12 protein-coding genes are annotated in these 12930 nt (G+C 54.9%); 4 read left to right on the top strand and 8 right to left on the bottom strand.

Features of this window, described 5'->3' with window-relative positions:
- Positions 1-23: 23 nt before the first annotated feature.
- The 4 genes from HQL65_01740 to cysC form a co-directional block, all read right to left on the bottom strand.
- A complete protein-coding gene (locus tag HQL65_01740) occupies positions 24-1376 on the bottom strand; it encodes an SPOR domain-containing protein (protein ID MBF0134936.1) in 1353 nt (450 codons plus the stop codon).
- 12 nt (positions 1377-1388) lie between these two features.
- Positions 1389-4043 carry a DNA mismatch repair protein MutS gene (gene mutS / locus HQL65_01735; protein ID MBF0134935.1) on the bottom strand — a complete coding sequence of 885 codons (2655 nt, stop codon included), beginning with the start codon at positions 4041-4043 and terminating at the stop codon, positions 1389-1391.
- Positions 4044-4191: 148 nt separating this feature from the next.
- Entirely contained in the window at positions 4192-4668 is a 477-nt protein-coding gene (locus HQL65_01730) for a hypothetical protein (GenBank protein ID MBF0134934.1), read from the bottom strand.
- A gap of 166 nt (positions 4669-4834) precedes the next feature.
- Positions 4835-5437: an adenylyl-sulfate kinase gene (cysC, locus tag HQL65_01725; GenBank protein MBF0134933.1), complete on the bottom strand. Its 603-nt coding sequence runs from the start codon at positions 5435-5437 to the stop codon at positions 4835-4837.
- Between cysC and HQL65_01720 the strand changes: the two genes are divergently transcribed.
- Entirely contained in the window at positions 5436-5879 is a 444-nt protein-coding gene (locus tag HQL65_01720; GenBank protein MBF0134932.1) for a hypothetical protein, read from the top strand. The genes cysC and HQL65_01720 overlap by 2 nt on opposite strands.
- A gap of 137 nt (positions 5880-6016) precedes the next feature.
- On the opposite strand, the gene HQL65_01715 is transcribed toward HQL65_01720, so the two are convergent.
- From HQL65_01715 to HQL65_01700, 4 genes are all read right to left on the bottom strand, one after another.
- On the bottom strand, positions 6017-6235 hold the full coding sequence (locus tag HQL65_01715; GenBank protein ID MBF0134931.1) for a DUF465 domain-containing protein: 219 nt from the start codon (positions 6233-6235) through the stop codon (positions 6017-6019).
- A gap of 12 nt (positions 6236-6247) precedes the next feature.
- Positions 6248-6799, bottom strand: coding sequence for a ribonuclease HI (gene rnhA / locus HQL65_01710; GenBank protein MBF0134930.1), 552 nt, complete (start codon positions 6797-6799; stop codon positions 6248-6250).
- A gap of 151 nt (positions 6800-6950) precedes the next feature.
- Complete coding sequence (locus tag HQL65_01705) at positions 6951-7289, bottom strand: DUF4351 domain-containing protein (protein ID MBF0134929.1); 339 nt, start codon at positions 7287-7289, stop codon at positions 6951-6953.
- Positions 7286-7981: a hypothetical protein gene (locus tag HQL65_01700; GenBank protein ID MBF0134928.1), complete on the bottom strand. Its 696-nt coding sequence runs from the start codon at positions 7979-7981 to the stop codon at positions 7286-7288. The genes HQL65_01705 and HQL65_01700 overlap by 4 nt, the downstream gene beginning before the upstream one ends.
- 313 nt (positions 7982-8294) lie before the next feature.
- On the opposite strand from HQL65_01700, the gene HQL65_01695 reads away from it, so the two are divergent.
- From HQL65_01695 to HQL65_01685, 3 genes are all read left to right on the top strand, one after another.
- Positions 8295-8441 (top strand): hypothetical protein, encoded by a 147-nt coding sequence (locus tag HQL65_01695; protein MBF0134927.1) that lies wholly within the window; start codon positions 8295-8297, stop codon positions 8439-8441.
- 116 nt (positions 8442-8557) lie between these two features.
- Complete coding sequence (locus tag HQL65_01690) at positions 8558-10447, top strand: CZB domain-containing protein (protein ID MBF0134926.1); 1890 nt, start codon at positions 8558-8560, stop codon at positions 10445-10447.
- 10 nt (positions 10448-10457) lie between these two features.
- Complete coding sequence (locus HQL65_01685) at positions 10458-12899, top strand: response regulator (protein MBF0134925.1); 2442 nt, start codon at positions 10458-10460, stop codon at positions 12897-12899.
- The last annotated feature ends 31 nt before the right edge of the window (positions 12900-12930 follow it).

Raw genomic sequence — 12930 nt, 5'->3', positions numbered from 1 at the left:
TCATCCTCAATCGGAAAACAGGATCACTTGGTTGCCGGAATGACCGTGGCCTTCAATCCGGTACGTCGCCGGAAAGATTCCAGGGTGGCCAGGGCATTTTGTTTGCCCCGAATAGGTCCCAGGCGCACGGACGAACGGACCTGCCGCCTGGAATCGCGGACACGATGTACATGGGGGTGATATCCTTTTTTGCGCATCCACGCCATGATTTTTTCCGGATGGCCGCGTACCTGGCTGGGATTGATGCGTATATCGAAGGTCGTGGCCGTGGCTTTTTTCTTGGAAGATTCGGTGCGTGCTTTGTGTCTTGAGCCTTTGCGAACCATGCTGGCTGATGAACGCGCAGAGGAGCGGGTCAGGTTGCTGGAGCGGGGGGAGGGGCGTTGGGCTTTCAAGTGACGCGGTGGTGTCGCCTCTTCTTCTTCGTCTTCGGTCTCATCTTCCTGATCGTCGTCGCTATTGTTGTCGGACGCCATATTGGCAGAGATGGAATCGCCTTTTTGCCCAGGGACTCCCATGACCAGGACGGCGGGCATTTTTTCTTTTTCCATGAAGGCTTGCAGGGCAGTCTGGGCAGAGTTGCGGTCGGAATAGGAGCCGATGCGGACATAATGCCATTTGTGATGTTCGGTATCCTTGGCCATCTCAAGACGGGGTTCGTAACCACGAGTGCGTAATAGTTTGATGGTTTTGTGGGCGTTGGCCGCCGCAAGACTGGCTTCCACCTGAATGGCGTAGCGCTGATCCCCCTGAGGTGTATCCAGTGTGGAAGCGGATTCTGTCGTGGCCGGTGCCTTGGCGATGGCCTGCAAGGCTGACATGGGGGTCATGGCGACCAGAATTTGACTGTCAAGGCGTTGCAGGTGTTCTGCCAATTGCAGGGCCAACTGATTGGTTGCCTGCCGCAGGTCGGAATCTTTTGTCAGGGGTTGGGTGGCCATCCAGATCATGCGGGGTTGCGGAGGTTGATAAAGCTCCAGGGTGAGAAACCCCGCCCGTCCGGGAATCAAGGTGTGACCGACAATGTAATCAGCCCCCAATTGCGCGAGTTGCGAGGCTCCCAAAAGAGTGCGCGGGTCGGGGGCACCCAGGGGTAATACATACGCCGGGGGACCCAGATCCAGTTTTTGGAAGCCCTGGAGCCGGCTCAGAGCCTGTTGAATGGCGTTCAGGACACGCACGGCCTGGGCCTCGTCCACCTTGGCACCATCGGCTCCTTCGAGGGGATGGATCCAGAGATGGGGATGTTTTGACGCAGCATCCCTGGCCTGAACAGAGGCGACGGGGAAAAGAAGCAACAGGAAAGTCAACAGGACAAACGTCCAGAATCGGGATGGGTTGGTCAATGTCGATACACGATATTCCAGCATGATCAAGAAGCCTGTTTCCTATGCAATGGTGGCCATTTCTTTCAACCGATAAAGGGTTTCCATGGCCTGGCGGGGTGTCAGGGTATCGGTATCCAGAGCCTGCAACTCTATCATGACAGGGTGGGGTGACGGAATTTCATATCGGGTTGGTGCCGGCCCGTTGGCAAGGGATGCAGGGATATCCTGGAGATCCCCGGGGCGGGGCGCATCCCTTTCCAGGGAGGCCAGGATGGCGTCGGCATGTTGGGTGACATCGCGGGGGATGCCGGCAAACCGGGCGACATGAATGCCGTAGGAGCGATTGGCCCGTCCCCGCATGATGGCATGGAGAAACAGGACGCTTTCCTGCCATTCACGCACGGCCACCGTATGATTGACGACTCCGGGACGGGTCAGTTCGAGAGCGGTCAGCTCATGGTAGTGGGTGGCAAAGATGGTGCGGGCGCGGATGATGCCATGGACATGTTCGGCGACGGCCTGGGCAATGGCCAGACCATCCAGCGTCGAGGTGCCGCGTCCGATTTCATCCAGAATGATCAACGATTGGTGGGTGGCATGGTGGAGGATATGGGCGGTTTCGGTCATCTCGACCATGAACGTGGAACGACCACCGGCCAGGTCATCTGCGGCACCCACCCGGGTGAAGATGCGATCCACCAGACCAATGCGGGCGGATTGGGCGGGGACAAAGGCACCGGTATGGGCCATCAGGGTGATCAGGGCCACCTGACGCATCCAGGTCGATTTGCCTCCCATGTTGGGTCCGGTCAGCAGGATCAACCGGTTTTCCTGGCCGTCCAGCAGGGTGTCGTTGGGCACGAACGGTCTGTCGGTAAACATTTCCACGACAGGATGGCGGCCTTGCCGAATGTCGATGGTCGTCGTGGTTTCCATCTCGGGGCGGCAATAGTGATGTTGATAGGCCATTTCGGCAAAAGCGGTCAGGACATCCAGGGTCGCCAGGGCACGGGCCGTGACCTGAATTTCCGTGGCATGGCCGGCCACACGCTTCCGAATGTCGTCACACAGACTCTCTTCCAGACGCACCAAGCTTTCCTCGGCGTTCTGGATACCTTCTTCGAGTTTTTTCAGTTCAGTGGTGACATAACGTACCGCATTGGTCATGGTTTGCCGTTGCTGGTAGTAGTAGGGAACCTTGCCTGTATGGTTGTTGCCGACCTCGATGCTGTAGCCATAGGAGCGATGGTATTGAATTTTCAATTTGGGAATCTTGGTCTTGATTTGCTCTTCCTGCTCCATTTTCTGGAGTGCAACCTTGCCATCGCGGGCCAGGGTGCGTTGCTGATCCAGGGTGGGATTGAAACCGCTGCGGATGATGTTGCCCTCTTTCTGGTCAACGGGGAGTGGATCGTCGGCCAGGGCAGCCTGGAGATGGGCGAGCAGATCGTCATGCCCCTGCATGCCGTTCAGGAGGACCATGATCAGGGATGGGGGTGAGGAGGATGCCTCGGTCAACAGGGAGGTGATTTTTGGCAAGTGGGCCAGGGTTTTCCGCAAAGCACCCAGATCACGAGGTGAAGACCGGCCCAGGGTTATCCGGGCGAGGAGCCGTTCCAGGTCGGCAATGCCTTTCAATTCGGTGCGGATATGCAGGCGGAGGGCCTGATCATGCAACAACCAGGCGACAGCATCCTGACGTTGGTGGATGAGATCGATCTGACGCAACGGACGGTTCAACCAGGTGGCGAGCAGGCGACTGCCCAGGGGAGTACTCGTGATATCCAGTGTTCCCAGAAGGCTTCCCCGGCGCTGGTTGTCGCGCAGGGTGGTGTTGATTTCCAGATTGCGTCGGCAAGTATCGTCCAGAATCAAGACATCATCCGGTTCGATGCGGGTCAGGGAGGTGATATGTTCCACGGCCCCTTTCTGGGTTTCCAGACAGTAGCCGATCAAGGCTCCGGCTGCGGCCTTGCAGACGGGGGAGTCTTCGATGCCGAAGGCATCCAGTGAGGTCACCTGGAAGTGTTTCTGGAGGTTGCGGCTTCCCTGTTCCGGATCAAATTCCCAGGCGGGTCGGCGGGTGCAACGGGGGAGATAATCGGCCATGTCATCGGGCGGTTCCCACCCTTCCGGGATGATCACTTCCGACGGGGAGAGGAGGGAGATTTCGGTCAGGGTCCGGTCCAGGGTCCGGGTCAGGGCCACCTGAAAGAGGCCAGTGGAGAGATCCAGGGAGGCGACTGCCAGGTCGGCTTTTGCATTTTTGCCGGGTGCGGCACTCAGGGCCAGGGCCACGAGATAGTTGTTGGTCAAGGGGTCGAGCAGGTCATCTTCGGTGAGGGTGCCGGCTGTGATGGTGCGCACCACGGCCCGTTTGACGGGTCCCCGGTTCAGGCCCGGTGGTTCCATTTGTTCGCAAATGGCCACCTTGTAACCGGCATCCAGAAATTTTTTCAGATAGATGCGGGCCTGATGATGGGGTACGCCGGCCATGGGGATGGGTTGCCCGGCGGATTGACCGCGATGCGTCAAGGCGATGCCCAGAACCTCCGCTGCGGTTTTGGCGTCCTCATAAAACATTTCATAGAAATCGCCCATGCGGTAAAACAGAATGGTATCGGGATGGGCATTTTTGAGGGAAAGATACTGCTGCATGACGGGCGTGTGCGTATCCGTCCTGTTGTCTTTCGGGGTTTTATTTGTGTTATTCATTTATGTTCAATGGTTTGATCGTTTTACGAAGATTCACGACCCACCCCTTCCGTTCTTTTCCGACCGTGACGGGTTGTTGACATGGGCGACAAGAGGGCGGTGTCGGCGATGCGAACCGACTGGTGAATTTTTTTCCTCCCGCTTGATTTCAGGTTTGGCGGTTGATCAGGTAGACGAGACCGGGTGGGAGTATCAATTCACCTCGTTTGGGAAATTCCAGACAACGGCACTCTTCGGGCATTTGGATGGCGACGGTACCGGAATATTCGGCGCGTCTGCCATCGGAGGTTTCGATCCATGCGGGGATCGGAAGGTCGTGGAACCGACCCAGGGAGGAACCTTGCTGGGTGACCTGCCAGGGTAACTGGTGATACACGGCACCTTGTTGGGGAGTCATCATTTCCTCGGGTTCATCGTCTTTTTCGGGTTCGCCTGAGGTTTCCTGTTCGGATTCGGCACGGGTACGTTCGAACCACTGCCCGAGCAGGACCCACAAGATGGCCAGGATGATCCAGGTGAAGACGTTTTCCAGGGTCAGCAGTTCGTTGAAATTGCCGCCATGGAACAACAAGCCGATCATCAGGACTGCGGCTGCGGACAGTAGCAATGTGCGAATCGGTATCATCGAGATCATTCCTTCCGACTTATACAGTTGCCATCATTGTATACGATGAGTTGCATTTTCTGCAATCGATAAAATCAAGCCATTCCTTATTGCACGGACTTGATCGTGAGCGGTTTCTGTCGTGATTCCGGGTGGAGTGGGGGTGACTGGAGAGAATTCAGGCGTGCTACAGGGCAATGCGAGGCCTGATTTCTGTCACGATGCGTTCTGCACAACTGGCAATATCCAGATGGCCGGTATCCAGCTCCAATTCGGGTGTGCGTGGAGGTTCGTAGGGGGATGAGATACCGGTAAAATTGGGAATTTGTCCGGCTCTGGCTTTGCGATAGAGACCTTTCACGTCGCGCTGTTCGCAGATATCCAGTGAACAATTGCAGTATATTTCAAAGAAGGTTCCCGGCTCGACCAGATTGCGAACTTTTTGCCGGTCGGATTGAAACGGGGAGATGAAGGCGGCGAGGACGATGGTTCCGGCATCCATCAGGAGCCGGGCCACTTCACCGATTCGGCGAATATTCTCGATGCGATCTTCGTTGGAAAAGCCAAGGTCTGCGCACAGGCCATGGCGCATGTTGTCGCCATCAAGGGTATAGGTGTGGAAGCCTGTCTCGAAAAGTTTGGCCTCGGTAGCCTGGGCCAGCGTGGATTTTCCGGAGCCGGAGAGTCCGGTAAACCAGATGACCAGACCGCGATGATTGTTTTTCTTTTCCCGATCAAGTCGTGTGATGGTGGCTGGTTGCCAAACCGTATTCGAGCTTTTCTCGTTCATGAATGACATCTCTCACCAAAATATGTTGAGGCATTTTATTGCCGGGTACATTCACTTATCTGCCAAGAAAAATTCAGGCAGATTGCCGGATGAACTTTCTTTCCTGCCGAAAAAACATCAGGTGGCTTGCCAAGTGAATCGTCTTTCCTGTCGAAAAATATCAGGTGGCTTGCCAAGTGAATCGTCTTCCTTGTCGAGAGTGGTTCAGGTGGACGGTACAAGCAGAAATGATGCCATTCCGTTGCTGGATTTGTTTGACTGGGGATGGGCGGAGGAGGCCTGTGCTGGCAACAGCTTGTCTGGAGATTGGGCGATAGAAGCCTGTGGGGGGAGTGAGATAGGGGGCTGGCAAGAGACAAAAAAATGCGAGTTGGTGAGAAGGAGAGAGCTTGCGGAGTTGGAGTCAAGGGGTGGCACGAACAGAAGAACGGTTAAGGCTTGAAAAAGAAGCTGTCACAAGGTTCTTTCTTGATACGGATGAGGCATATGGTGGCTGTGACCGGGAGTGGCGTGCATGTTGGGAGGGGGAGGGGGGGCGACCGGACCCCGGGTGGCTCCGGTCGCCAGGGGTCCAAAAGGTCAGACTCGGGTTTCGGTGTGGCGTTGCAGAATGGTGGCCATTTTGTCTTTGATCAACAACTTTTCCTTCTTCATGCGTTCGACAGTGAAGTCTCCCAGGCTGCGTGGTCCCAATTCGGCAATCTTGTCTTTCAGGTTTTGATGCTGTTCATGGAGTTCCCGAAACTGGGCATCGGTCTCCAACAACTCTTGAACGGCCTGGAGCTGGTCCTCGAACATGGAAGCCTCCTCCTAAGTGTGGTTTCCTGTGAGAGAAAAAAGGGTTGCTTCTTTTTCAGGTTCCGGAGAGGGGCCATCCGGATCGGGTGGCAACTCTCCCTTCAATCCCATGTCAATAGCTTGACGGGCCAATTGATCGGCCAATTCGTTGTCGGGATGTCCGGCATGGCCTTTGATCCATTCCCAGCGCACGGTATGCATTTGGGTCAACAGATCCAGTTTTTGCCACAAATCAGCATTGCGGACGGCGCTGCCATCTTTTTTGCGCCATTGGCGTTTTTTCCAGGCGTGGATCCACTGGGTGATTCCTTCCTTGACGTAGGTGGAATCGGTGATCAACTGGACCTGGCAGCTTTTTTTCAGGGCATGCAGGGCATGGATGGCCGCCAACATTTCCATTCGATTATTTGTCGTGTGTGCTGCGAAGCCACACACTTCCCTGGCGTGGGAGCCGTAACGCAGGATGGCTCCCCATCCTCCAGGACCTGGATTACCACTGCATGCCCCATCGGTGTGAATTCTCACCTGGGGACGCTTATCTGTATCTTGGACGAGGCTGATCATCCGAGTGGCATATGCAGGTTATTCCCCTCTCTCAATTTTCCGCCATCACTCTACCCAAACCGGCAGAAAAAAACAAGGTGCAAAATCCTGGGCATTCGCAGGCACCTGGGTAAAGGCGCAAAATTCCAGATAGCGTACAATCGCATACTTGTCACACCTTGTCAGCGAATACCTCGTCCAAGAATTGGGCATCCACAAACCGCAGCCCCCACGCTTCCAGGGATGCCAGATCGGCTTTGGCAATTTTTTCGTTGACCCAGTCAGGCACGCTGCCGAAGCGGCGTTGCAACTGACGCATCAGCATCCTGGCTTCGCCATCTCGGTGTCCATTCCGATGTTCCTGGTCCAGACAATGTTCCAATTGTGGTGTGGACAGAAGCACTTCGACGGGTGTTGCGTTCAGGATGAAGTCCATCCATTCTTTCCCAAGTTTCATGACATGATCTACTGTGATCTCTTTCAACTCTGGGCTGTTCATTGAACCTTTCATCTGTAATCTCCATAAACCGAAGATGATCTGATTGAATGCCGTGGAGAGTTTGAATAACTTCGTGTTCTTGATTGTTTCAAAGGCTTTTTTTTCTCGTCCATGCGGCTTGCAAAAAATTTCAACGGGGCGTTGCGGACCTCATTTTTCAGTTCATTCAAAAGTATTAATCGAATGATGCCGCCCCAGCGTGGCTTGCTTTCATAGACGCCACGGGATCCTGTGGTTTCAAAAGCGAACCTCGCCAGGAATTCTTTTCGCGGTGTTGTGGAACTGATGAGGACACTTCGCAATTGCTGCCGTTGCAACTTTGCGGTGCCCAAATAGAGGTAGTCGTACACCGCAAGTTGGGAAAGAGCATTCTCGTCCAGGCTTTCGGTGATTTTCAATTCAACCAGAATATGGTCTGCATCGAGGTCCCACAATCCGTCGGCCAGGAGCAATCGTTGCGCTTCCGTCTGGCATCCTGCTTTGCGTTGAATCAAAATCAGGTCGGCTTTGGGTGGGGCAGCCACGACCTGGACTTCCGAACGTACTTCAATGCCGACGGGTTCCAGCAGCATTTTCAGTGTTTCACCGGCCAGACAGTGCCAGCAGATTTTTATTGAGTCATTGTCCAAAGGTTTCTGCTCCCGTGTCTCACCTGATTTTTCCAAAAATTCACGCCAGCGTCCAGAAAAATCGGATCCAACCATTTCCAACCACCCCGGCGTGGAGCTGATTTTCGTTCTGATCGGATTTTTGACAGGGTTCAGTGTCCGGGACGGCGCGTGGGGATACAAGACAGAGGGTTTTCTGGTCGATGAATTTATTTGGCCCGGGAGTTGCTTTTTGCATCTTGTTGCTTGTTGGCGGGTGTCGTTTCCCAGCGGAACCGGCACGGAGTCGTATTCCATGGATGTGGACGGCGTCAGGACGATAGGAGCAGGTATGCTGTTGCCAGCGGAAATTGCGAATGTGGTATCGAACAGGGTTGCATCACGAGGCTTGGTTTGTGCGGAGGGGGTGTTGAACCAACAAGAACGACTGGATTCCCGGATGGGCGAAGAGGGTCATCATTCGACAAGCAATGGATCCCTGAAACAGTTATCTCTGGAGACAGTTTTGACCGATGCGGATGTGCGTCGTCTGTTGCGCATCCTGTCTGTCAGATAATTGACATCCTTACCATCCTTTCAAACCCGCGTCAAATCTGCTAGTCTGCCGATGCTGCTTCAGGTCGGAGTGTCGGCCAAACGGGACAGGAAGGGGTTTGATGGGGGGTATTGATCATGAGGTGGAAAAATTTAAGCATTAACAAAAAGGTTCTGATTGGCATCGGTGTCGTGCTTGTTTTGATGTCGGGATTGGGGTTGTGGGCTGTTTCCGGTATCACGCGCATGGTCGCGGATGGGAAGGTTGTTGTGGGGGGGAATCAGTTGCGTGGCAACATTCTCCAGAAAGAGATCGACCATCTGAACTGGGCCAATGCCCTGAGCGCCTTTATCAGCAGTGACTCGGCGGCACGCCTGGACGTGCAGTTGGACCATACCCAGTGCGCCTTTGGCAAATGGTATTATGGGGAGGGACGCAAACTGGCCGAGGCCATGGTTCCAACATTGGGTCCCATTTTCACCCAGTTGGAAGAACCCCATAAACTGTTGCATGCCTCTGCTGCCAAAATTCAGGATGTCTTTCATCCGGCAGACGACAAGTTTCCCGGGTTTCTTGCCAAAATGGAAGCGGCCCATCTGGGCTGGGCCGGCAAGGTGCAAAACGCCATACTCAAGGAAGAGCGTGAGCTGACCGTCCAGTTGGATCCAACGCAATGTCAGTTTGGCAAGTTCATCTATGGCCCGGATGCCCAAAACAAACGCCAGGCTGATTCCAAAATGGCCGAAATCCTCGCGCATGTCGAACCCGTCCACAAGGAGTTGCACCGGCTGGGTCATGATGTTCACGAAGCATTGAAAGCGGGGAATTTTTCCGAGGCCAAAAAAATCTATCAGTCCGGCATCAATGGTGCCCTGGTTGGTGTCCAGTCCGACCTGGCAAAAATGGAAGAGCTTGCCTACAAAAACCTGGAAGGAAAAGGAAAAGCGCGGGCCATTTTTGCCACGGAAACTCAAAAGCATCTGGTCGATGTGAAAAATCTGTTGCACCAGGTCATCGAGGTGACCAATCAAAACATCATGTCGGAAGAGGTGATGGTCCATAATGGTGTGCAGACACGTATCGGTGTGGTGGCGGTTTTAGCTATTTCCATCGTCGTGGGAATTATCCTGGCATTCCTGATTGCCCGGTCCATTACGTCGCCCGTTGTACAGGGTGTTGACTTTGCAAAGAGAATCGCTTCTGGCGATTTGACGCAAAATCTGGATCTTCATCAAGAAGATGAGACGGGTCAATTGGTTCAGGCCCTGAACTCCATGGTGAACCGTCTGCGCGAGGTTGTTGGTGAAATCGCCCATGCTTCGACGTCGGTAGCCAGCGGCAGTGGGGAATTGTTGGAGGTTTCCCAGGGGATGGCACAAGGGGCTTCCGAACAGGCCGCCGCAATTGAAGAGACCTCCGCAGCCATGGAACAAATGGCCTCCGGGATCCAGCAAAACAGCGACAGTGCCCAGCAAACCGACAAGATTGCCACAAAAGCCGCAAAAGATGCCGTGGAAGGAGGCGTCGCCGTTGCCGAGGCGGTCAAGGCCATGCGCTCCATTGCGGAAAAAATTTCGGTGATTGAAGAAATTGCCCGGCAGACCAACCTGTTGGCGCTCAATGCCGCCATCGAGGCGGCGCGGGCGGGTGAACAAGGCAAGGGTTTTGCCGTGGTTGCCGCCGAAGTCCGGAAACTGGCCGAACGGAGTCAGTCTGCCGCCAGTGAAATCAACCAGTTGTCCGGGTCCAGTGTGGCTGTGGCAGAAAAGACCCTGGGCATTATCGATCAATTGGTTCCCGACATCCAAAAAACCTCTGAACTGATCCGGGAAATTGCCAGTGCCACCCAGGAGCAGAGTCAGGGTATTGGCCAGATCAACCAGGCCATCCAGCAATTGGATCAGGTCATCCAGAGAAATGCCGGTGCGGCAGAAGAGATGTCCGCCACGTCGGAGGAACTTTCGGCCCAGGCTGAACTCCTTGAAAACAGCATGAAATATTTCAAGACCGGGCAAAAAGGGAGTTGAAGCGGGACGCATGAATAATTTTGCAAATGCACCTGCGGCTTTCGTTTCTGCCATGGTGGTGCTGGTGTTTCTTGTCGCCTGGTTGCGACAGGAGAGGGCGGGCATGCTGTCTGGCTGGAAGTTTATCCTGGCGGGAGCGGTCCTGTTGCTGGTGGGGCACCTTGTTTATCTGGACTTTCTTTGCGCCTGGATGGATTCGGCATGGCGGTCCACCATTCATTGGGCCGGCGATTTGGGCGGTTTTTTGTTGCTGATGTCCGGATTCTGGCAGCGGAGTCGCTGGTTTTTTTCCATCCGGGCGGACATCAGTCGCAGCCGGGATCTTGAAGAGGCGTTGCGACGCCAGCAGGTTCGTCTGGAAGAGGAGGTTCAGAGTCGAACCCGGGATCTCCAGGAAGCCCGGGATCAGGCCATCCGCGCCAATGGGGCCAAGAGCGCTTTTCTGGCCGATATGAGTCATGAAATTCGCGGGCCTCTGAATGTGGTGCTGGGCATCCTGGAACTGTTGCGCCGGGCACGGATGGAGCCACAGTATCGGGAATATATCCAGTTGTGTCACAGTTCCGGTCGGGCTGTTCTCTCCCTCCTGAACGATACACTGGATTTTTCCAAGATCGAGGCCGGCCATCTGACCCTGGATTTGGCGGTCTTCGATCTGCGTGCCCTGGTGGACGAGGCGGCCCTGATGATGGCCCCCCTGGCACACTCCAAGGGCGTGGAACTGACGGCTTTTGTCCCGAGAGGATTGCATACCTCGGTCCGTGGGGATCCCAATCGCCTGCGCCAGATTCTGGTCAACCTGTTGGGAAATGCCGTCAAGTTCACTCCCAAAGGGGGAGTGGTTGAATTGCATGTGCGCATCCAGGCACGGGATTCCGCAAAATCGGAATATTATTTTGAGGTGTGGGACACCGGTATCGGTGTGCCCGAAGAACAACGCGAAAGAATTTTCAATAAATTTACCCAGGTGGAGCATCAACCCGGGCAGGAACATGTCGAAGGAACCGGATTGGGTTTGACCATCAGCAAAAGATTGGTGGAACTCATGGGGGGGCGGATCGGCGTGGATGCCAACGACAGGGCGGGTTCTGGCAGTGTTTTTCATTTTTCGATTTTTCTGGAAGAGGTCGCCGAAACGTTTGGTTCGCCTGACATGGAAACATTGCCAACCCTCCGGGTTTTGGTGATTGGCAGCCACGGATTGCAACGGGTGCTTCTGGATGACTTTTTTGCAACCCTGGAAATTCGTCATACCCATGCGGATGATCCGCAAACCTCCCGGACCCTGTTAAGAGAGGCGCAGGCGGCACACGATCCCTATCGTTTGCTGATGGTCAACCAAAAAGCCGGTGGGGGTGAGCGTTCGGAGATGGTTGATTTGCACGAAATGCTGGTACCAGGTGTTGGCGTGATCCTGTTGACGGATCTTCTGGACCATGGTCTCGATCAGGCCGCCAATGTGCCGGGAGATGTGCTGTGTCTGCAAAAACCGATCAGTGCAGTCCGTTTGCGTGGGGCAATCGACCGTTTATTGGGTGAGGGGCTGGTCCATTATGCCCATCCAGCTTCCAGGTCCGGTCGGGAACAAAGGCATAATCCGGTACGCAAACTGTATCAGGATCGTATTCTGATCGTGGACGACCATGCCGCCAACCTGAAGGTGGCCAGCGGCATGTTGCAAAATCTGGGGTGTGATCCCTCCCTGGTGGACACGACTTCCAATGCAGCCTCGGCCCTGGAAAAGTTGCGGCAACATGACTACGGTCTGGTTCTCATGGATTGCCGGATGCCGGGGATGGATGGCCTGACGGCCACACGCGCCATCCGTGCCCGGGAAGCCGAAGAGCATCGCCCACGTTTGCCGGTCGTGGCTTTTACCGCCGACATCATGGAAGGCAAGCGGCGGGATTGCATCGAGGTGGGCATGGATGAAATCCTGGTCAAGCCGGTCACCCTCCGGACCATGGAAAACCTGCTGCGGAAATATCTCAAGCCGATTGCCAGGGAAGAATATGACGCCCATAACGAAGAGAGTGTGACGGTCCTGGATCAAAAGAGTCTTTCTCCGCAACCGACTGCCGGTGCTGCGCTCCGTCCGGTTTTTGACATTGCCCAGGCGATGGAGGTCTTCGGCTTGCCGGAAGAAACCTTCCAGGAGGTGGCCGAACTGATTGTCCAACAAATTCCTGACCTCTTGGCCAGTATGGAACGGGATGTGGCAGAACAACTCCAGGAAGAGGCCAGGGCAAAAGCGCATGTACTGCGCGGCAGCATGGCCAATGCCATCTTTCCCTCGCTCAAGGAGCCATCACAGTGGTTGCATCGTGAAATCCGCAATGGAGAGTGGCAAAGCGCCCGTCAGGCCCTGGATCGACTCACAGAAGAATTTGCTCCCATTCTGGATGCCTTGCGAAACTTCATCGAGCAGGATAAATCAAACCCGGTTTCATGAAACCGGTTTCGTAGGGAGCATTTTTTCATTC

The sequence above is a fragment of the Magnetococcales bacterium genome, from assembly GCA_015228935.1.
Lineage (GTDB): Bacteria > Pseudomonadota > Magnetococcia > Magnetococcales > DC0425bin3 > HA3dbin3.
Note: the sequence above shows the minus strand (reverse complement) of the source record. Positions and strands in the feature narration are given on the sequence as shown.